18 protein-coding genes are annotated in these 19,894 nt (G+C 40.1%); 11 read left to right on the top strand and 7 right to left on the bottom strand.

All coding sequences use genetic code 11. The features are described from left to right. Window positions 1-76: 76 nt before the first annotated feature. The gene (locus tag I6F41_RS05985) at window positions 77-1,087 is read right to left on the bottom strand and encodes an AraC family transcriptional regulator (RefSeq protein ID WP_179807619.1); all 1,011 of its coding nucleotides are present in this window, start codon (window positions 1,085-1,087) and stop codon (window positions 77-79) included. A 96-nt stretch (window positions 1,088-1,183) separates the two neighbouring features. Between I6F41_RS05985 and I6F41_RS05980 the strand changes: the two genes are divergently transcribed. Both I6F41_RS05980 and I6F41_RS05975 read left to right on the top strand, forming a co-directional pair. Next, complete coding sequence (locus tag I6F41_RS05980; protein ID WP_089368931.1) at window positions 1,184-1,627, top strand: SRPBCC family protein; 444 nt, start codon at window positions 1,184-1,186, stop codon at window positions 1,625-1,627. Continuing rightward, window positions 1,624-2,436 carry a sterol desaturase family protein gene (locus I6F41_RS05975; RefSeq protein ID WP_086997331.1) on the top strand — a complete coding sequence of 271 codons (813 nt, stop codon included), beginning with the start codon at window positions 1,624-1,626 and terminating at the stop codon, window positions 2,434-2,436. Before I6F41_RS05980 ends, I6F41_RS05975 begins: the two co-directional genes overlap by 4 nt. 4 nt (window positions 2,437-2,440) lie before the next feature. On the opposite strand, the gene I6F41_RS05970 is transcribed toward I6F41_RS05975, so the two are convergent. After that, window positions 2,441-2,836, bottom strand: a complete 396-nt coding sequence (locus tag I6F41_RS05970) for a hypothetical protein (protein ID WP_011327268.1) — start codon at window positions 2,834-2,836, stop codon at window positions 2,441-2,443. Further along, window positions 2,836-3,201, bottom strand: coding sequence for a hypothetical protein (locus I6F41_RS05965; RefSeq protein ID WP_182683821.1), 366 nt, complete (start codon window positions 3,199-3,201; stop codon window positions 2,836-2,838). Before I6F41_RS05965 ends, I6F41_RS05970 begins: the two co-directional genes overlap by 1 nt. A 259-nt stretch (window positions 3,202-3,460) precedes the next feature. Between I6F41_RS05965 and I6F41_RS05960 the strand changes: the two genes are divergently transcribed. Next, on the top strand, window positions 3,461-3,880 hold the full coding sequence (locus I6F41_RS05960) for a VOC family protein (RefSeq protein WP_011327270.1): 420 nt from the start codon (window positions 3,461-3,463) through the stop codon (window positions 3,878-3,880). Between the two features lie 69 nt (window positions 3,881-3,949). Here I6F41_RS05960 and I6F41_RS05955 read toward each other — a convergent pair whose 3' ends face one another. After that, window positions 3,950-5,053 carry a polysaccharide lyase family 7 protein gene (locus tag I6F41_RS05955; RefSeq protein ID WP_182683820.1) on the bottom strand — a complete coding sequence of 368 codons (1,104 nt, stop codon included), beginning with the start codon at window positions 5,051-5,053 and terminating at the stop codon, window positions 3,950-3,952. A 312-nt stretch (window positions 5,054-5,365) separates the two neighbouring features. Between I6F41_RS05955 and I6F41_RS05950 the strand changes: the two genes are divergently transcribed. After that, window positions 5,366-6,166 (top strand): hypothetical protein, encoded by an 801-nt coding sequence (locus I6F41_RS05950; protein ID WP_050754469.1) that lies wholly within the window; start codon window positions 5,366-5,368, stop codon window positions 6,164-6,166. 8 nt (window positions 6,167-6,174) lie between these two features. On the opposite strand, the gene I6F41_RS05945 is transcribed toward I6F41_RS05950, so the two are convergent. Next, window positions 6,175-7,059: an AraC family transcriptional regulator gene (locus tag I6F41_RS05945; RefSeq protein ID WP_041454651.1), complete on the bottom strand. Its 885-nt coding sequence runs from the start codon at window positions 7,057-7,059 to the stop codon at window positions 6,175-6,177. A 184-nt stretch (window positions 7,060-7,243) separates the two neighbouring features. On the opposite strand from I6F41_RS05945, the gene I6F41_RS05940 reads away from it, so the two are divergent. Beyond that, a complete protein-coding gene (locus I6F41_RS05940) occupies window positions 7,244-8,389 on the top strand; it encodes an iron-containing alcohol dehydrogenase (RefSeq protein ID WP_011327274.1) in 1,146 nt (381 codons plus the stop codon). A 59-nt stretch (window positions 8,390-8,448) separates the two neighbouring features. On the opposite strand, the gene I6F41_RS05935 is transcribed toward I6F41_RS05940, so the two are convergent. Beyond that, the gene (locus I6F41_RS05935; RefSeq protein ID WP_011327275.1) at window positions 8,449-8,835 is read right to left on the bottom strand and encodes a Cd(II)/Pb(II)-responsive transcriptional regulator; all 387 of its coding nucleotides are present in this window, start codon (window positions 8,833-8,835) and stop codon (window positions 8,449-8,451) included. 97 nt (window positions 8,836-8,932) lie between these two features. Between I6F41_RS05935 and I6F41_RS05930 the strand changes: the two genes are divergently transcribed. The 4 genes from I6F41_RS05930 to I6F41_RS05915 all read left to right on the top strand — a co-directional run bounded on the left by I6F41_RS05930 (window position 8,933) and on the right by I6F41_RS05915 (window position 15,083). After that, on the top strand, window positions 8,933-9,253 hold the full coding sequence (locus tag I6F41_RS05930; protein ID WP_011327276.1) for a hypothetical protein: 321 nt from the start codon (window positions 8,933-8,935) through the stop codon (window positions 9,251-9,253). A 165-nt stretch (window positions 9,254-9,418) separates the two neighbouring features. Then, window positions 9,419-10,684 (top strand): TolC family protein, encoded by a 1,266-nt coding sequence (locus tag I6F41_RS05925; RefSeq protein WP_041454652.1) that lies wholly within the window; start codon window positions 9,419-9,421, stop codon window positions 10,682-10,684. Then, a complete protein-coding gene (locus I6F41_RS05920) occupies window positions 10,681-11,928 on the top strand; it encodes an efflux RND transporter periplasmic adaptor subunit (RefSeq protein ID WP_182683818.1) in 1,248 nt (415 codons plus the stop codon). The genes I6F41_RS05925 and I6F41_RS05920 overlap by 4 nt, the downstream gene beginning before the upstream one ends. Before the next feature lie 8 nt (window positions 11,929-11,936). Next, a complete protein-coding gene (locus I6F41_RS05915; protein ID WP_197107919.1) occupies window positions 11,937-15,083 on the top strand; it encodes an efflux RND transporter permease subunit in 3,147 nt (1,048 codons plus the stop codon). Window positions 15,084-15,166: 83 nt separating this feature from the next. Here the strand turns inward: I6F41_RS05915 and I6F41_RS05910 are convergent, their stop codons facing one another. After that, on the bottom strand, window positions 15,167-16,417 hold the full coding sequence (locus I6F41_RS05910) for a TMEM143 family protein (protein WP_182683816.1): 1,251 nt from the start codon (window positions 16,415-16,417) through the stop codon (window positions 15,167-15,169). 197 nt (window positions 16,418-16,614) lie between these two features. Here I6F41_RS05910 and I6F41_RS05905 point away from each other — a divergent pair, with 197 nt between their 5' ends. Together I6F41_RS05905 and I6F41_RS05900 are read left to right on the top strand one after the other, a co-directional pair. Beyond that, entirely contained in the window at window positions 16,615-17,199 is a 585-nt protein-coding gene (locus I6F41_RS05905; RefSeq protein ID WP_011327283.1) for a YqaA family protein, read from the top strand. Window positions 17,200-17,239: 40 nt separating this feature from the next. After that, window positions 17,240-19,885, top strand: coding sequence for a DUF2339 domain-containing protein (locus I6F41_RS05900; RefSeq protein WP_182683815.1), 2,646 nt, complete (start codon window positions 17,240-17,242; stop codon window positions 19,883-19,885). Window positions 19,886-19,894: the final 9 nt, after the last annotated feature.

The raw sequence follows: 19,894 nt of genomic DNA, 5'->3' as shown, positions 1-19,894 counted from the left end.
TAAAAAGCCGTGGTTAAATTTAACCGCGGCTTTTTATTACCTATGTTGAATTAAAGAGTTAAGTAACGTTTGATTTTTAGCCAATGTTTTTAGGTAGTGTTTTTAGATATTGCAGTGGAGTGCAGTTATACCAGCGTTTAAAAGCACGATTAAATGAACTTTGGTCGTTAAAGCCAAGTTTAATTGCTATGTTACTTAATGGCTCTTTGCCAATGCACAGTATTACGCGCCTTTTACGCTCTTGCTCAAGTAAGTCGGCAAACGATATTTGTTCGCGCTTTAAATGGCGTTGCAAGGTGCGCGGGGTCATGTTTAGCGCGCCTGCTGTGCGTATTAAACTGCAGTCGATTAAGTCATTTTTAGCTATAAATAACTGGCTAATTTTTTCGGTTAGTAGCTGCTGGCTTTTAAAGCGTGAAAGTTGCTGCTCAGAAACCTGTTTAAGCACTAAATTAATTTGCGTATTGTCGGTTTTAAATGGCAGTGCTAAATAACTGCTCGGAAATACCACTTGGTTATACTGTGCGTTAGTTTTAACGGGGCAGTTAAACCAGTGTGTGAGTACTGTTTTTTCATTGCTGGTAAAAGCTTGGGTAAAATAAATAGTACTGGGCGATAGCTGTGGATTTAATAGTTGTCGAATAACACTTACCCAAGCGGTCATATTACGTAAAATAACCTGTGGGCTACAGTTAGCATTAGGTAGCCAACGAATAATTGCCAACTCACCTTGCTGTTCAAACTCTGCTCTACCAATATCTGCAACTAAACTGTCGTAGTTAAGCAGTGCGGTAATAGCGCTGGCTAAGTTATTACTCGATTCAATTAAGTAACCCAATATGCCAAAGTCGGCAGTTCGAATTTGCTGACCAAGCTTAAAGCCAAACAAAGGCTCGTTTAGAGTTTGCTGAGCATAATTTAGCAGTGCGTTGTAACTGTTTAAGCTAATGCGTGGCGCGAGTTGCTGAGCTTGCTTATTACTGTATTCATTAAAGTTAATAGCCGACAAAACAGCTTGGCTATTAAGTCCAAGTGTTTCAAGGTAATCAATACAGCTTGAAAAATAATGATCGGCAAGTGTGCTCATTTGTCGCCTAAAGCTAAAAAATGGTCGTGTAACAGCAAGTTTGCCACGAAAAAATTTTATATGGTAGGGCATTATGAAAATACTTATTATATAAAAATGATACAAATAACCTTAAAACAAAAGATTGCAGCAACGCCTCTACAAGTCAGAGACGCTTTGCTTGATCATGCGCAATTAGAACGTTTTTTTAATGCTAAATTTGTCCTATTAAAAAAGCAAAATGAAGGCGAAATTATTGGCGGTAAAGGTGCTATTAGGCAAGTTATAATGGCAGGAGTTCGCTTTGAAGAGCGTATAATTAGCGCCGATAGCAATCATATTAGTTATCAAATAATAGGTAATAAACCAGTTGCAGAGCATCGTGGCGATATTTATTTTTGCGTTAGTGACAATGCCCCAACAAGCACCGAAGTTACCTATAACATACGCTGTAAAACACCGTGGTGGCTGCCAAGCCTAGTGATTAAATTTTTTATTAAAAAAGATATAGCACAAGCGCTTAATAAACTAAAAGCCAACTTTAAGGGCAACATATCATGAGCATAGAAATAATTTTACTTGCCCTTAGTCCTGTATTTATTATTTTTGTAAGTTATGAATTTATTAAATATCGGCGTTATTACGACATAAAAGACAGCTTGGCGAATACAGCACTGGCGCTTATGCACCAAGGCGCCGATGCAATTGCTTTAATTGTGCTAATGCCATTTTTTTATTGGCTGCATCAATATAGGTTATTTGATATTGAACTGTCGGTGCTGACGATATTTGGCGCATTTTTACTACAAGACTTTTTGTATTATTGGTTTCATAAAGCGTCGCACCATATTCATTGGTTATGGGCTGCCCATGTGGTGCATCACAGTTCAACTAAAATGAACTTTTCAACCGCATTTAGGCAAAGCTTAATGTATCCGCTTGCGGGTATGTGGTTATTTTGGTTGCCAATGATATTAATCGGCTTTGATCCGCTGAGTGTATTTACCGTAGTGGCGCTTAATTTGGCCTATCAGTTTTTTGTGCATACCCAAACGGTAAGTACACTAGGCTGGTTTGAAAAGGTATTTAACACCCCATCGCATCATCGAGTACATCATGCTATTAACCCCGGCTACTTAGATAAAAATTTTGCCGGTGTACTCATTATTTGGGATAAGTTATTTGGCACTTACGCCGAGGAAAAAGCCGATAAACCGTGTAAGTACGGTATTGTGGGGCAGTTAAATAGTAACAACCCACTGACCATAACTTTTCATCAATGGGCTTATTTAGTAAAAAGTGCATTTAAAGCAAAAGGGGTAACGGCAAAGCTAAAAGTGATATTTGGTTACCCTACAAGTTCCAATTAACTGCTTATTTAACACGTCGAAAAGAAATGTTTTTACTGCGTGGTGCACCTAATATAATGAATAAGTGACAAATACATACCGACAAAAATGCACTCACACCTAAAGCACCGCCGTAGCCGTCGAGTATGGGTACTAAGTACTCAAATAATAACGAAAATATAACAGCGGAGCTGGCAAGCGTATATATGCCAAAGCGGTGTGGGGCGCTCATACCAATAAAAGTACCACCAAAAAACACAACGCTGTATAACTCAGGATCAAGGTTAAGCCAGTAAAAAATTAAGTAAGTAACTATAGATAAGGCCGCAGAAGCTCTAATACCATCAAAACGACTATGCTTGGCTAAATAAAATGTTAAAAAAGCGCCTATCAAAGCTAATATAGAATATTCAATACTCATTACACTAAGCCTTTAGCTAAAGAATACAAAGCAACACTTGCAAAGGCTACGCTGCCTAATCGGCCACCAAAACCAGCAAATGCATTTAAGGTAAGGGTGTATAGCGTTGCGCCAATAATTGAGATTATCGCCACTTCCCAGTAGCTAGTAATTAAGCTAGTTGAGCACATACCGGCAAAGCTACCTGCATATATGGCCGCATAAGGGTGGTTTTGATAAAGCTTAGGAAAAGGAATAAACGAGCCAGCTAGCCCGGTTAATGCTGCAGATATAACAAGTGGTAATGCAAATGTTGTATGCATTACAAAGCACGACATACAGCCGGCAAAAAATGTGATGGACTTTAATAATAAAAATTTAATCATAGCGCGCAAATTAGTACCTTATAGCGTGCGTATAATAAAGTAACACTTTTATGTTTGATAGCTCAAAGCTAGAATTTTATAGCATAACTAATAATAGCTAATTGCCAAAAATAGTAGGTGTCAGAATTTAATCATTTTATTAGCCTAATAGTTGTAAGGGCTGTAAATGCTAAAATATACTCGTTAATGTTCTATAAATTACAAAGCATGTATAATGCTGACTGTTTAATTTATTAAAAGCTATTATCAAGGGTAATTTATGTCTAACTGTTTACATCTGGCTATTCCGGCTGGTGATTTAAATATAGCTAAAACTTTTTATTGCGATGTGCTTGGCTGTAAAACCGGAAATAGCGAGCAAGGACGCTGGATAGATATTGATTTTTGGGGTAACGAGTTAACACTGCACCAAAGTGTTGAGCGCCTACCTACAGTTCGTCATGATGTTGATATGGGCGCAGTTGCCGTACCACATTTTGGCATTCATTTATCTGAAAACGAATTTAATGCGTTAAAGCAACGTATTGAAAGCGCGGGCTTGGAGTATTTAGATAAGCCATATCGTCGTTTTATAGGTGATGAGTTTGAACAAGAAACATTTTTTATAGAAGATCCTAACGGTAACGTACTCGAAATGAAAACTATGGTTAACCCCGAGGTTTTATTTAAGAAAAGTTGATTGTACGCGCTCGCTTGTTTACTTTATTAAATAAGGCAAACAAGCGGGGCAGTAATAATTTAGTTACCTTTATTGTGGGCTAGCGGGGCTTAATACAAGTTTACTAAAGCTCACTTGTGCATAGTCACCGTTTTGTTTATCTGTAGCCCAGTCGCCCGTACCTAAACAGCCCGGATACCAAATGCCTTTAGCATTTTTGGTACTACATTGGTTATACGCGCCTGCTTTAAAGTAGTGCCAATCAGCCGCATACCCATGCGGGTGATCTTTTTCGTCTACGTTGCCATACGCATCTACGTTATTACCTAAGTTAATAGAGTAGCTAACATCGTTTTTGCCTGCTGTGCTAAATGTTAGGTGCATCACATTTTTATACACATTTACTGTGTAACTAAACTCTTCACCTAATGCGATACCAGCATTGCCTGGCTCGTTAGGGTTTTCCCATGTGTTACCCCAAACAGGATAAGCTATATCAGTACGGTTAGGATCTGTTTTTGGTAGGTTACGCTCGTAGTTCCAAAAAACCGATCCCGTTTTATGTCCAGGCCACTTTTTATAATATATTTTTAGTGGCTCGTTGCCCCAGCCATAACCAAGCTTAGTGTCAATAAGCGCCTGATCTTTACCTGCGTGAATTTGCCCCACAACAACAGAGTAGGCCGCATTTTTACTTGGATCAGTAGCACGTAATGCAACATGATCTACTTTTAGCGTTGCTTCCATTTTGCCACCAATAGAGCCAAATCGATCCGATAGTGGGTGTACAGCAAGAGCAAAATTGTTTTTAGGACTTTTGGTTTTTATTTTGGTATTTGCTCCGCGGAGCATTTGCCTAAATTCACTGCGTGTATTGGTAGAATTGGCACTGGTGAGTGCTTTGTTTGGCGAGGTGAATACCATGTAACCTTTATCATCCAGATAGAAAAAATCAGGATGTGAGTAAGTCTGAATTTTTTTAACATCTATTTCATCAATTTTACCGTCGTTATCTAAATCAACCGGTACATTAATTTTCCAATGAGATAAATCAAATTTAGAGGCGGGTACTAATGGGTTAGCTTGTTGCTCATTGCTTTTTGGTTGTTGGCTAACACAACCAATAACCAAAGAGGTAGTGAGGGCAATTAAAGCGCCGGGCTTAATAAGATGTGTAATGTTATTTTTATTCATTAGTACCTCAGTATAAAGTTAAATATTTACATTGTTGCACATGACTGTAACGTATTTAAAACCAACTTAACATACCAAAGTGCAATTATTATATTACCAATTATTGCAACCTTTGATTTTTAGCTGCTTAATTGTAATGCCAATTCATTCTCAATTGAGTAAATAATTTTAAGTTATTAAAAAGTAGCTATAAATTAGTCATAAAAAGATAAATACGCCCTGATGAGATGATTTAAATTCAACTCAATATTGATTGACTGTATTAACTAAGTGAGTAGAATTTGCGCCATTACTCATCTTTTATTATTAGTCATGTTAGTTAAATTAATGGTTGCCCCGCTATTACTGCTCTTTATTTCTTACGCGCAAAAAAAGTTTGGTAGTTTTATAAGCGGTATTATTCCTGGCCTGCCAATCACCTCTGGGCCTATTTCATATTTTATTGCTATAGAGCAAGGAAAACTGTTTGCAGCTAACTCAGCGGTGGGCGCTTTATATGGCATGAGTGGTATTGGTTTATTTTGCTTTGTGTATATGGCGGTTTCGTATAAGTGTGGCTTAGCAAAGTCGTTGTTAATAGCGCTGAGTGTGTGGTGTTTATTTAGCATACTGACATTATTTTTACCGGTTAATATTTTTGTAGCGTGCTTGTTCTCTATTAGTACTTTATTGGCTTTAACTTTTGCTACTACAAAATTAAAAGTAGCGATAGATGCAAAGCCTTTAAATTCAAAATGGGAGCTGCCAATAAAAATAGTGTTAGTAACTAGTTTTATTATGTTGGTTACCTTTATTTCTGAGCATATTGGCTCGGCATGGAGTGGGTTGCTTTCTACTTTTCCGGTTATTTTAGCGGTAATGGGCAGCATAGCGTATATCAGTGATAAAAAAGACTCAGCGTTTAAAATACTAAACGGCGGTATTATTGGCTCATTAGGTGGGTGTATATTTTTTGCCGCCATTGCATTGCTATTAAAATACGATATTTTAATTTGGCAAGTTTATACAGTGGCAACTATTAGCTCGGTGTTGTTTACGCTTATTTTTAGCCATTTTATAAACCGTAAATACGTTAATCCGGTTGCTTTTAATACCGCTAAAACGCAGCTTTAGCGGTTTGCTTAGAGTAACATTTCTTTTGGTGTTTTATTAAAGTGGCGTTTAAATTCTCGGCTAAATTGCGATGGGCTGGTATAGCCTACTTTTAATGCGGCTTCGTTGGCTTTGCTGCCACTGGCGGTTATAAGTGCTTTTGCTTTGGCTAAACGCAGCTTTTTTAAATATTGTAACGGCGACTCAAAAGTCACTTGTTTAAAGGCGCGATGAAACGACGAAATGCTCATATTTACGTCCTCTGCTAACCCTTCTACTGTGATGGGGTTGGCATAATTACTATGCATAATAGACAGTGTGCGCGCTATACGTGCATAGTGGCCGTCGTGCATAGCAAGGCCAAACAAGGTATGTCCTTGGGGGCCGCAAAGTACACGGTATACTAATTCTTTTACTATATCTTCGCCAAATACTTGTGCTTCAAGTGGGTTATTTAACACGGTTAATAAACGCTTAGTTACCAGCTCCATCGCGTTATCGAGTTTAGCCGATTGCACGCCACTCATTTGCCCGCATGTTGGTGGCAGAGCAAATTGTTTATGCTCAGTCATTTGGTTAACGAGTTTGTGCAATAACGCAGGGTTAATATCAACAGCAATCCCAAGCACTGGTAAGTCGCCATCAGTAAAGGCTTCGCACTCTAGCGGTACAGGAACGCCCAATACTAAATAATCCCCCGCACCATATTGTATTTTATGATCTGTAAAATGAATTACTTTATGCCCTTGCCCGACCACAATAATCCCAGAGTTATAAATAAGCGGCTGTCGCGGCGAGCTTTTACTGGCGCGATGAAAATAAACCCCAGTAATAATGGTTTCCATCGTGCCTTCAAAACTGAGTAACTGATTTTGTTCTGCGTACTGCTGCAACATATTGGCAATGGTGGACATAAAAGCATCTTTACATGGCTGACTTTTACGTAAAATAACAATCTTGATAGTTTTAGGCAAGCTTTTGCGCGTTATTGGGCTTTTTTTATGTTTGTTTTGCCAGTAATATGCACTCATTGAAAATTTACTTAGTTAGTAACTAAGTAAGTTGAACCATGTTTAATCGTCACCCTAGGATAAAATAATGAAATTTAGCTACGTAAATCCAACACTAATTCAATTTGGCCAACAACAAATAGCCTCACTAACTGATTTGATCGCAAAAGATCAAAAAGTACTAGTTGTGTACGGCGGCGGATCAATTAAAAAGAACGGCGTATACGACCAAGTTGCAGCAGCACTTGAAGGTTTTGATTGGGTAGAGTTTTCGGGCGTTGGCGCTAACCCAACAATTGAAGTACTAGATCAAGCAGTAAAAATCTGTAAAGAACAAGACATCGACTTTGTACTAGGTGTTGGCGGCGGCTCAGTAATTGACGGCGTTAAATACATTGCAGCTTCAGCAGTATACGATGGCGAAGGTTGGGATATTCCTACTGGTAAGCATAAAGTAACTAGCGCATTACCAATTGGTGCAGTACTTACATTACCAGCTACTGGCTCAGAGTCTAACCAAGGCTCAGTAGTAAGCAAAGCTGCTACAAAACAAAAACTCCCGTTTATGTCACCAGCAGTACAACCTAAATTTGCGATTATGGACCCTGATGTAATGAAAACATTACCACAGCGTCAACTTGTAAATGGTTTAGTAGACGCATGGGTGCATACCTGTGAGCAGTACTTAACGTTCCCTGAAGGTGCATTAGTACAAGATGGTTACGCTGAAGCATTGCTTAAAGCACTTAAAGTACTTGGCGATAACTTTGAAAACCAAGATGACGCATGGCGTGCAAATCTTATGTGGTCAGCGAATCAAGCATTAAACGGTTTGATTGGTTCTGGCGTATCGCAAGATTGGGCAACCCACATGATTGGTCACGAACTTACAGCTGCATACGGTGTTGACCATGCACGTTCGCTTGCAATAGTTCAGCCTTCTTTACTACGCAATCAATTTGCAGTTAAAAAAGCAAAACTTGAGCAAATGGGTAAAAACGTATTTGGCCTTGCACAATCAGACGATTTAGCAGAGCTAACAATTCAAGCAATTGAAGCGTTTTACCATAGCCTTGATGTAGCTACGCAGCTTACTGAACATGGTGAAGATAAAGCAGCAGCGATTGACAATATTATTGGCAAACTTGAAGCGCATGGCATGCTTGCCCTTGGTGAAAACCAAGCAATCACGCTAAAAGAAAGTCGTGAAATTTTAGAACAAGCAGTCGCTTAATTTAAAGTGTTATTAATAAAAACCGCTAGCCTTACAGGTTAGCGGTTTTTTTATATGTATTAACTATTTAATTCTTTTATTATTTGGCAGTCGTTTATAGTATTTGCGGTGCAGTTAGTTAATAAGCTGGCAAGCGATACCTCGAGCTTTTTAAGTTCTTTTTGTGCCGCTCGTACTTTAATTAATTGGTTTTCGATAATATCGTCAACCTCAACACACGATTTATCGCCGTATGATTGCGCAACAAGTAGAGTTTTAATATCGTCTATTGGAATTTGTAAATCGCGACAGCGTCGAATAAAAATAAGACGCTCTGTATCTGCTTGGGTGTAGGTTCTATAGCCGTTGCTCTCTCTTTTTGGAGCAGGAATAAGGTTTATTTGTTCGTAATAGCGAATTGTTTTTGCATTAATATTAACTAAGTGAGCAAGTTGCTTGATTTGCATATTGACCTTCCAGTAACTAGAAGGTTTATTATGCTGCTGACTCCTTTTATATTCAAGTATTTAGAAGGGACTTCTTTTTAGAGTTTGTAGGCAGACAATGCATTCAAAGCGTTTTTTAATAGTGATACTTTTAGTACTTGTACACAGCTTTATTAGCTGTGATGGTGCTGCGTATCATTTACAAGAAGACGTGGATCACATAACCAGCGCGCAGTTACAAAGTAATATAACTGCCGATGGTAGCCAAAATGAGGCTCAAGCCTCTGCCGAAATTCATGCCCACCAACATTGTCATAGTGGCTATTACAGTACAGTAAATCATTCAATCAGCCCTGAGCAGAGTAACCCCGCGTTACCTGTACGCTATTGTGGATTAATTTATCCACCTATGTCGCGCCCTCCTATTTCACTTAGCTAGTTTTAATTTACCTTAATAAAATATGGTGCATTTTACTGCCTGCGTTTAGACGCTATATAGGCTGTGTTATATGCATATTTAGGTTGCTTACAAATTTACATTGCGATTTTTAATTTTAAATTATTTTGTAAGTTAACCCTGTTTGTTAAAAAACGGACAAGCTATATGAATAAAAAACCAATTATGCTGGTGGCACTACTTTGCGTGCTGCCGGTATTTAATGCGCTGGCTAATGTTAGTGCCAGTGAAAATATACTCACGCTTAAGCAAGCACTGAGTAATACCGAGCAACAAAATCCGATATTAAAACGCTACCCCTATCATCAAAAAATATTGAGCGCGCTTAAATCACAAGCCACACTTTCGCCAAACCCTGTGCTTAGTGTTGCGGTTGAAAACGTGTTAGGCACCAATGATGCGCGTGGCGTAAAAGGCGCTGAAATAACGCTCGGGCTTAGCCAACTTATTGAGCTGGGCGATAAACGCCAAAGTAGAGTAGGTTTTGCTACTGCAAATATTAAAGCGCAGGCTATACAGTATCAAAATACTCGTTTAGCGTTATTAGCTACCACCGCAGAGCGTTACTATAGCGCACTTAAATTTCAAACCTTATTAGCATTAAATGTTGAGCGAAAAAGCGTTGTAACACAGGCGCTCAAAACAATTGAGCAAAGAGCAAATGCCGGGGCTGTATCGCAAGCCGATGTAAGTCGTATGCGTTATGCACTTAGCCAAGTAGAGCTTGAGCAAGTAAAGCTAACAAGTGAGTTTGAGCGCGCGCGTTTATTACTTAATGAGCTTTGGATTGATGAGCAAAGTAGTGCTTTTTTAGCGGGAAATATTAACGTCATCACGCCGCTTAAGTCACAGCAAGCGCTTTTAGATGCGGTAAATTTAGCACCTGAATTTGCCTTACTTCAGCAGCAATATATACAGCAAACGGCTAACTTAGCGCTGCAAAAAGCCAATGGGCAAAGCGATATTAATGTAGGTGGTGGTGTGCGTTACAACCAAAAAAATGACTCTAGCTCATTGTTGTTTTCGTTTTCTATGCCACTGCAAATCAGTAATGCTAATAGCGGTAATATTGCTGCAGCAGCAAGTGAACTTGCGCTTTTAAACCAGCAGCAAGGGCAGTTGCGAGTTCAGTTACGCCAGCAAGTACGTACTCTGTATGCTTATTATCAAGGGATAGCAAATCAAGCCACGTTATTAAATAAGCAAATAATTCCTCAGACACAAACATTGATTGAGCAAAGCTTAAACAGCTATCAACGCGGGCAAATTTCGGTGTTGCAGTTGCTCGATGCCCAGCAAGCACACTTTGACTCTAAACGCGCACTCATTGCAACCCACGCAGAGCTGTACCAAGTGCTACTTACTCTTGAGCGTTTAACTGGCCAATCTTTAATTGAGACTTACCAATCATGAATAAAAATATAATTGCATTATTAGTATCACTTTCACTTGCTGGCAGCGTGTTAAGCACAGATGTATTTGCCTCTGCTGAGCATGGCGAGTCAGGTCATAAAGAAACAGAACAACACGAGCAAAAGCAAGGTCCACACGGTGGTTTTTTATTAGTTGATCCTAAGTTAACTCTTGAACTTAAATTACAAGAATTTGCCGGTAATGTTGAGCTGCGTATATACGCTTACAAGCAAAGCAAGCCAATTAATATAAGTGATTTAAACATAACAATGAGTTTAAAACGATTAGTTGAAGCGCCGCAAAATATACAGTTTTCAGCTGAGGGCGACTACCTTGTAAGCACGCAATCAATTAACGAACCGCATTCATTTGTACTTGCCGTTACTGCTAATTATAACGGTGAGAGTATTAGCTATGAGTACGAGCAACACGAAGGCCGTACCACGTTAACAGAGCGAGCTATTGAGCGCGCAGGTATTAAAACTGAGATAGCGCAAAGTGGTGAGGTAGATATTACCGACACGCTTTTTGGTGTTATTGCGCCAACCCAGCACGGCACAGTAGAAGTAATGGCGCCGTATACAGGATTGATCAGCGATATTTTTGTAAGCATTGGCCAAAGCGTTAAAAAAGGCGAGGTGCTTGTAAGTATCACTAACCGCGAAACACTACAAAACTACACCATTAAAAGCCCTATTAGTGGCGTTGTAACTGAGCAATATTTAAAGCGTGGTGAGCTTGCAAGCACCAGCGCACTTATGCAAGTAGTTAACCTTGATAAAGTATGGGTTGAGCTGTCGGCTTTTCCCGAAAACATTGAAAAGCTAGCCATAGGGCAAAGCGCTAAAGTGTACGACTTACATCATCATTTAAATACGCAAGGCAAAGTGTTTTTTATAGCCCCAATGATGACTGGAGGGCACATAGCCCGTGCACGTATAGAGCTTAATAACCCAGACGGGCATTGGCGCCCAGGCATGCATATAAATAGCGATGTAAGTATGGCTAAAATAAATGCCAGCGTGCGTGTAAAGCCACACGCTATTCAAGAGTTTAACGGTCAAACAAGTGTGTTTGTTCGTAAAAATAATGTATTTGAAGTGCGCCCCGTTACCTTAGGTGCAAAAAATAGCGAATGGGTAGAAGTACTAACAGGCTTAAACGCGGGTAGCGAATACGTAACAGACAATAGTTATGTAATTAAAGCCGATATTTTAAAAAGCGGCGCAAGCCACGCTCACTAGGAGGCACCATGATTAATTGGATAGTTTCTTTTGCGGTTAAACGCCGCATGCTGGTGCTTGCGCTTACATTTTTATTTGCTGGATTTGGTGTATACAATATTCAAAATTTAGCGGTAGACGCAGTACCCGATATAACTAACGTACAAGTGCAAATTAATACCAAAGCGCAGGGGTTTACGCCATTAGAGGTAGAGCAACGCATTACTTATTTGGTAGAAACCGCCATGGCGGGCATACCTAAGCTTGATTATACCCGTTCGCTTTCGCGTTATGGGCTTTCGCAAGTAACGGTTATTTTTGATGAAGGCACCGATATTTATTGGGCGCGCCAGCAAATAGGTGAGCGTATTCAAAGTATTCGCTCAGACTTGCCAGCCAATATTGAGCCAAACTTAGGACCAATTGCTAGCGGCCTAGGGGAAATTTTTACTTACTCTGTGCATACAGAGCCTAATACGTTAAAAGACGATGGCACGCCATATAACGCAGAAGACTTACGTACTTTGCAAGATTGGGTTATTCGTCCGCAGCTTTTAAAAGTAAAAGGCGTAACCGAAATAAACAGCCAAGGTGGTTTTGAGCGTCAATACCAAGTAGCGCCAGTGCCCAAAAAACTCATTGCCTATAAGCTTACTATTAGCGATGTGATTAGTGCACTTGAGGTTAATAACAGTAACCGAGGCGCAGGCTATATTGAGCGCTTTGATGGGCAATATTTAGTACGCTCGCCAGGGCAGCTTAAAACGCTAGAAGACATAGCCAATACCGTTGTTGCTAAGCGCGACGACGCACCTGTACGCATTAAAGATGTGGCTAACGTGCTTTTAGGTAAAGAGCTTAGAACCGGTGCGGCGACTTATAACGGCGAAGAAACCGTGCTCGGCACCGCCATGATGCTCATTGGCGAAAACAGCCGCGTGGTGGCAAAAGCTATGGCTGATAAGTTAGTTGATGTGCAAAAAAGCTTACCCGCTGGCGTTATTGTTGAAGCGGTTTACGACCGTACTACGCTTGTTGATAAAACCATAGCAACTGTGCAAACCAACTTATTTGAAGGTGCCGTTTTAGTGATAGTAGTTTTGCTATTACTGCTGGGTAATGTAACGGGCGCGCTAATTACGGCAATGGTTATTCCGTTGAGTATGTTGTTTGCCGTTACAGGTATGGTGGGTAATCGCGTATCGGGTAACCTAATGAGCTTAGGTGCAATCGACTTTGGTTTAATTGTTGATGGCGCTGTAATTGTTGTTGAAAACTGCCTGCGCCAACTCGGTGTAGCTCAGCATAAACATGGCAGGCTACTTACCTTAAATGAGCGTCTAAATGTAGTGACCGCCGCCACCAAAGAAGTATTTACACCGGCTGTATTTGGTATTGTTATTATTATGCTGGTTTACTTACCTTTATTTGCACTAAGCGGCGTTGAAGGCAAAATGTTTCAGCCAATGGCGTTTACTGTAGTTGCTGCATTAATAGGCGCGCTTATATTTGGCGTTACCTTTGTACCTGCTGCTATTGCGGTATTTGTTCGCGGTAAGGTTAATGAAACCGAAAACGCAGTCATGCGCGGCGTTAAAAAAGTGTATAAGCCATTACTTGGTATATCGCTTAAATTACCGTGGCTTATGGTGGGTATTGCCACTGCATTAGTATTAGTGCTTGGTTTTAAAGTTAAAAATATGGGGGCAGAATTTTTACCGCAGCTTGATGAGGGCGATATTGCTATGCATGCGCTGCGCATTACTGGCACCGGTATTGAGCAATCGGTACAAATGCAAAAAGAGCTTGAACAAGCCATTTTAAAGCAACCCGAAGTCGCTAACGTTTTTTCAAAAATTGGTACTGCTGACGTGGCAAGCGATCCTATGCCGCCAAACGTAGCCGATACTTTTTTAATGTTAAAACCTCAAAAACAATGGCCAAATCCAGCACTCACTAAAGAAGAGTTGGTTCAGCAAATTCGTACTCGTGTTAACGATGTACCCGGTAATAATTACGAATTCACACAACCAATAGAAATGCGCTTTAACGAGTTAATTGCTGGTGTGCGCGCCGATGTAGCACTGCGTATTTACGGTGACGACTTAAGCGTACTTAAAGAGTTTGGCGAAAAAGCCACAGGCTTAATGCGTAATATTGCAGGCGCTACCGATGTACGTTTGGAGCAAATGGAAGGGTTGCCAACGCTTTCGGTAACACCAATGCGCGACCACATGGCGTTATTAGGCTTAAGTGTAAACGACATTCAACAAACACTTGCCGCCGCTGTTGGTGGTGTGCAAACCGGGCTAATTTTTGAGGGCGATAAACGCTTTTCGTTATTAGTGCGCCTTGATAGGCGTTGGTCGAGCGATGTATCAGCACTTGCCCGTTTGCCAGTTGCTTTACCTAAAGATAGCAACCCAGAACTTGCATTTGTACCGCTTGGCGAAGTAGCGACAATCAGCATTGAAAAAGGGCCTAATCAAATAAACCGCGAAAGTGGTAAGCGCAACGTAGTGGTAACTGCCAATGTAGAGGGGCGCGATTTAGCAAGCTTTGTAAGTGATGCGCAAGCGAGCATGAATGAATCACTTAACTTACCAAGTGGCTATTGGCTTGAATATGGCGGCACGTTTGAGCAGCTACAATCGGCAAGTAAGCGGTTATCATTAGTTGTGCCGGTCACTTTACTGCTTATATTTGGCTTACTTTATAGCGCCTTTGGATCGCTTCGTGATTCATTAATTATATTTAGTGGTGTGCCACTGGCATTAACGGGTGGTGTACTTGCGTTATTGCTGCGCGATATGCCGCTTTCAATCTCAGCGGGTGTTGGCTTTATAGCCTTAAGTGGTGTAGCGGTATTAAACGGCGTGGTTATGCTGTCGTTTATTAAGCAGTTACGAAGCGATGGTTTAAGTTTGTTTGATGCAATTCACAGCGGCGCATTACAGCGCCTGCGCCCAGTACTGATGACGGCGCTGGTGGCAAGTTTAGGCTTTATACCTATGGCGCTTAATTCGGGGACGGGTTCTGAGGTGCAAAAACCTTTAGCAACGGTTGTGGTTGGCGGAATTATTTCATCAACTCTACTAACACTATTAATATTGCCTGCGCTTTATAAGTTAGTGCATTCTAAATTTACTAAAAAAGCAGAAGCTGAGTTAGCTTAAGTACTCGCTATTTAAAGCTTGATCAAAAGAGCAGCTGTATTTACAGCTGCTCTTTTTGAGTATTATTTAGTAAAAATACTACATTAATTATATTGAAAAAGATTATCCCAGCGCTCATCCAAAATGGTTTTTGCGTGTTCTAAACTCAGCGCGCTATACACTTCATTACCTTCTATTTCGTTACTACACGTTACCAAACGCATACGTACCAGCTTTTCAAGCGCGTCGCTAATTTCAAAATCAAGAACGCACTGGTATTTGCTTTTAAACCAATGCTCTATTTGCTCATCAAGCATTTGTGCGCTTAATCCGCTTTCCGATTTTAGTAAAAAGGTATACGCAAGCAAGGCTTCTTTTATGTCTTCTTCTTCGGCGGCATCAATAAGCGTGTGAAATACGCCCGCGTTGTTATCGAGGTTTTTAAAGTAGAGGTTATCGCTTAGGGCTTTCATAAATTTTATTTTGCGGTTTTTAAACTTACTCCATTCTTTAAAAATAAAGCTGCCAAACACGCCCATACCGATAGCAAAGGTAATAAAGTGTTGTTGGGTCATTTCTACAGCTTCACTTCTAAAACCACCCCAAAAAGCAAACAGAGCAAGCAATAATACGATTGATGCGCCCAATTTAGTAATAAGTACCACTGCACCGCCAACTAAAGCAGACGATCCAATAATGACCTTATCGATAGGGCGCATGCGCACTTCGCTATTAGGAAATAGCATTTCGAGATCGGCCTTAGGCACATTTTGAAACAACTTTACTATGGTTGAACTTGGCTCAAATCCCAGTGGCGTTTTGTTTTTAGCTTCAAAATAAGCGCTATCTTTAAAGCGAATAAACACCGCAACACGATCGTAATTAGTAAAATGCAGCGGCTTTTTACGCAAGCCCCAAAAGCTGGTAATCGTTTCAGTGAGCTGCGACTCGCCACGGCGATAAAATACCACTTCTTCAAAGTCGTCAAATTCAACTTCAAGGCGCACCTTAAATAGTGATTCTTCGTTTAATGCGTCTTGTAAGTCTTCATTGGTGATTACTTCAAAATTAGCGGCGTTAAGTACCTTGGCAAAGTCTTTAGCAAACTCACGTTGGCACTGTGCTTTTTGTTCTGCCGATACGGGGGCTAAAGATCGTGTGTCGCTATTGGGATCAAATGGTGCATAATTGTTTTTAAGTGCCTCAAGTGTTGCGTGGTAATCGTAATGAATAAGGCTAGCTAGTAAATCACAAAACTGTTTAAACGATGTTTGTTGTGTGCTGTTATTGAGCTCTTCGCTACACATATCAACAATATCTTGCTTTCTAAAGGGAATAAAACGCGCACTTTGCATAAATTAATAACTACTGTGATAGGGAATCTAACTGCATGGGCACATAATAAAATATTCTTATGGATATTACTAATTTGTTAATACGCCCTAGGACCTGATAAATTTAGCACAGTGTTTTCAGCGTGTATTAACCTAAATATGTAATTATTAGCTCATTGAATACTCTTGTTCTTATTTATAAGTGAAAAGGATTTACTATGGCGATTCAAAAAAAGCTTAAACAAAAAACACGTAATTTTATTGAATCTAAACATATGCTCAGTGGCATTACCGTGGCGTCGTTTTTAGAGTCGACCATAGTACCTATTCCGCTTGAAGCTGTTTTAGTACCCTTAATGCAAGCGCGTCGTGAAAAATTATGGCTTATTGCTTTAATGGCCACTTTGGGATGTATTGTGGGGGCGTTATTTGGTTATGCGCTGGGTTATTACTTATTTGATGCAGTTGGCGATTGGGTTATTAATAGTTTCTCAAGCCCCGAGCAGTTTGAAAATGTTAAACAACAAATGCACAATCAAGGCTTCTGGTTTGTAATAACGCTAGGCATAGTGCCTATTCCATTTCAAATAGCCATGCTGGCAGCGGGGGCGACTAAATATTCCCTCGGGTTATTTTTATTAGCCAGCGCAATTTCGCGTGCTATACGATATTTTGCTTTAGCGGTAGTTGTGTATTACGCCGGTAATAAAGCCGAGCAACTTATTAGTAAACATAAAACTAAAGCCATGATTACTTTAACTGTTTTTGTAATCGGTATATGGTGGTTAACGACGGTAATTTAATACCGCTAATTTATATTAAATAAAATAATAAGAGCATGCCATGGATGAGTTGATTGGGTTAGTAGGGCTATTTATATTAGCGATAATAGCAGGCGCTATTTGCGGGTTTATTGCACTTACACAGCTTAAAAGTTTAAGGCAACAAGTTGTGCAGTTAACAGCTAAAGTTAATAGTTTACTCCAGCAACAAGAGCAATTAACACCGCTTGCTAGTAAGCAAGCACCACCACAAGCGCAACCACAACCACAAGTAAGCACACCAGCAACTGTTTCAACGCAGGTAAAAACTGCGGCTATAAGCGGCAATGAAGCTGCAGTTACTAAAACAGCTAAAACAAATACCTTCCCTAAAAAACCTAGCGTTTTACATACATTATTTAATAAATTACGTGCAGGATTTGAAGAAAACTGGATGACCTGGATAGGCGCGATAGCGCTTGCGTTTGGCGGTATTTTTTTAGCAAAATACAGCTTAGAAGCTGGGTTACTTTCACCCGTTATGCGGTTGAGTTTAGGTGCACTATTTGGCCTTGGTTTAATAGCAGCTGCTGGGTATTTACATTATAAACGCATTGTATTTGAAGGGTTTAATAACTATATTCCGGCAGCCCTTGCTAGTGGCGGCTTTATTACCTGCTTTGCGTTAGCCTTACTTGCTTACAGTAACTACGCCATGCTTAGCTCCACTGTTGCATTTGTGCTATTGGCGATTATAGCTTTAAGTGCAAGCGTTATGGCAATTAAGTTTGGCCCTTTACTTGCTGTTTTGGGCATTATTGGTGCCTACAGCGTGCCTATTTGGGTTAGTAGTAATAGCGTTAATTTATTTTCTTTATTTATGTATGTTGGCTTTGTTAGTTTATTTGCCGCCATAGTGGCGCACCAAGTACAGCGTATTTGGCTGTGGTATTTACTCTGGGCTGGGCATGTTTTTTGGTACTTAGCGGGTTTTGTTTTACTCGAAAGCAGCACCATTTGGTTACTGGGTGTTTATGCAGTCGCCAGTATTATTGGCCTCGTAGCTATCCCTCGTTTAGGGGGAAGGTTTACACTAATTGAGTTTCGCCCGCACAGCTTAAAGCGTTTAATTAATGTACTGCCCGATCACCCGTTAATGTTAGTGTTTACCGCACCGTTTATTTTGATGATGCTATTGCATAGGTTCGACGTGCAGTTTCAGATATTTAGCTTAATAACTTTAGTGCTAATGCTGTTTTTAGTATTAAAAAATAGCCGCTGGGATTTATGGCAAGCTGTGTGTTTAGTCATAGCCCTGGTCGTTTTAGTCAGTACCCAGCAAACTTTTGATTTTGATGATGCCTTGTTTATATTTAAACAAGAATATGGACTAGGTTTAATACTAGGTTTTACTTTGACTGCTTATGGCCTTTATTTTGGTCGTAAGTTTCCTAAGCGCTTGGCATTTCATATTACCGGCGCATTTAGTTTCTTTTTAATGATAGCCACGTTATACGCACTTATTCCTAATTCAGCGTTAAGTACAGCGTATCCGCTTTGGGCAGTTATATTACTTGTTGGTAGTGCTGTTTTAATAAAAAGTGCGCAGCACAGTGCTAGTTTGTATCAGCGTTTTACCTACTGGATAGCAGCAAATGCTAATATTACGCTCGCGATTACTATGCTATTAAACGACAGTGGCTTAACTATAGCGCTGGCTATTCAAGTGTTATTGATTAGCTTGCTGATCAAACGCCACAGCATACCTATGCCACATTGGCCTATTAAAGCACTGGTGGCAGCATTATTATTGCGACTAACTTTCTCACCTTGGACACCAAGTTACGAGGCTCTTACTATTTTTGGTTTGCACTGGAGTATAGTGGTGTACCCGCTGTGTACGGTGCTATTTTATGTTGCAGCAAGATGTTTTAACACATCAAAAATGCAGTTATGGCTAGAAGGTGCAGCGCTGCATTGCTTGGCATTATTTATTACCACCGAAACCAGTTATCAGCTAGTAGGGCATTATCCACAATTTGATTCATTGAGTTTTTACGAGCAAGTATTACTGGTTTGTAACTGGCTTGGGTTAGGTTGTGTGTATTTATATCGCGCGCGAATAGCAGGGAGTTTAGCAAAACTGTATCGCATTGGCGGCTTTGCATTGGCGGGCTTAGCTGGTGTGTTTGCACTAAAAACCTTAGTTGACGACAATCCGTTATTGAGTGCAATAGATATTGGTACAACGCCAATATTTAACTGGTTATTGTTATTATGGTTAGTACCTGCAGGGTTAACTTTGTGGTTAGCAAGGTTACTTAAAACTATAAATAGCAAAGCTATAAATACTAAGGTAATTGCAATAGTTCTCGCAATTGCGGGGGCATTTACCTTCTTGGCAATTAACAGTTTAATTCGTCAATATTGGCAAGGGGCGTATATTTACTTATCTAAGGGGGTAGGTAACGCTGAGCTTTACAGCTATTCTATTATTTGGCTAGTACTGGGAGCAAGTACGGTTATTGTGGGCCATCTTAAAAATCAGCTACTAATACAAAAAGTAGGTTTAGGCTTATTGGCCGCGGTTATTTTAAAAGTATTTTTAATCGATATGGCAAACTTAACAGGTTTACTAAAAGCGATATCGTTTATTGGATTAGGGTTATCTTTAGTGGGGCTGAGCTGGTTGTTTCAAAAGCTGAGAAGCCGCGCTAATCTGGCTTAAGCCTTTATA

The organism is Pseudoalteromonas sp. SCQQ13 (genome assembly GCF_015864415.1).
Taxonomy (GTDB): Bacteria; Pseudomonadota; Gammaproteobacteria; order Enterobacterales; family Alteromonadaceae; genus Pseudoalteromonas; species Pseudoalteromonas nigrifaciens.
Note: the sequence above shows the minus strand (reverse complement) of the source record. Positions and strands in the feature narration are given on the sequence as shown.

Coding starts and splice junctions, on each gene's coding strand:
- I6F41_RS05985 (WP_179807619.1), bottom strand. CDS start 1,087: ATGAGCACACTTGCCGATCATTATTTTTCAAGCTGTATTGATTACCTT.
- I6F41_RS05980 (WP_089368931.1), top strand. CDS start 1,184: ATGATACAAATAACCTTAAAACAAAAGATTGCAGCAACGCCTCTACAA.
- I6F41_RS05975 (WP_086997331.1), top strand. CDS start 1,624: ATGAGCATAGAAATAATTTTACTTGCCCTTAGTCCTGTATTTATTATT.
- I6F41_RS05970 (WP_011327268.1), bottom strand. CDS start 2,836: ATGAGTATTGAATATTCTATATTAGCTTTGATAGGCGCTTTTTTAACA.
- I6F41_RS05965 (WP_182683821.1), bottom strand. CDS start 3,201: ATGATTAAATTTTTATTATTAAAGTCCATCACATTTTTTGCCGGCTGT.
- I6F41_RS05960 (WP_011327270.1), top strand. CDS start 3,461: ATGTCTAACTGTTTACATCTGGCTATTCCGGCTGGTGATTTAAATATA.
- I6F41_RS05955 (WP_182683820.1), bottom strand. CDS start 5,053: ATGAATAAAAATAACATTACACATCTTATTAAGCCCGGCGCTTTAATT.
- I6F41_RS05950 (WP_050754469.1), top strand. CDS start 5,366: ATGTTAGTTAAATTAATGGTTGCCCCGCTATTACTGCTCTTTATTTCT.
- I6F41_RS05945 (WP_041454651.1), bottom strand. CDS start 7,059: ATGTCCACCATTGCCAATATGTTGCAGCAGTACGCAGAACAAAATCAG.
- I6F41_RS05940 (WP_011327274.1), top strand. CDS start 7,244: ATGAAATTTAGCTACGTAAATCCAACACTAATTCAATTTGGCCAACAA.
- I6F41_RS05935 (WP_011327275.1), bottom strand. CDS start 8,835: ATGCAAATCAAGCAACTTGCTCACTTAGTTAATATTAATGCAAAAACA.
- I6F41_RS05930 (WP_011327276.1), top strand. CDS start 8,933: ATGCATTCAAAGCGTTTTTTAATAGTGATACTTTTAGTACTTGTACAC.
- I6F41_RS05925 (WP_041454652.1), top strand. CDS start 9,419: ATGAATAAAAAACCAATTATGCTGGTGGCACTACTTTGCGTGCTGCCG.
- I6F41_RS05920 (WP_182683818.1), top strand. CDS start 10,681: ATGAATAAAAATATAATTGCATTATTAGTATCACTTTCACTTGCTGGC.
- I6F41_RS05915 (WP_197107919.1), top strand. CDS start 11,937: ATGATTAATTGGATAGTTTCTTTTGCGGTTAAACGCCGCATGCTGGTG.
- I6F41_RS05910 (WP_182683816.1), bottom strand. CDS start 16,417: ATGCAAAGTGCGCGTTTTATTCCCTTTAGAAAGCAAGATATTGTTGAT.
- I6F41_RS05905 (WP_011327283.1), top strand. CDS start 16,615: ATGGCGATTCAAAAAAAGCTTAAACAAAAAACACGTAATTTTATTGAA.
- I6F41_RS05900 (WP_182683815.1), top strand. CDS start 17,240: ATGGATGAGTTGATTGGGTTAGTAGGGCTATTTATATTAGCGATAATA.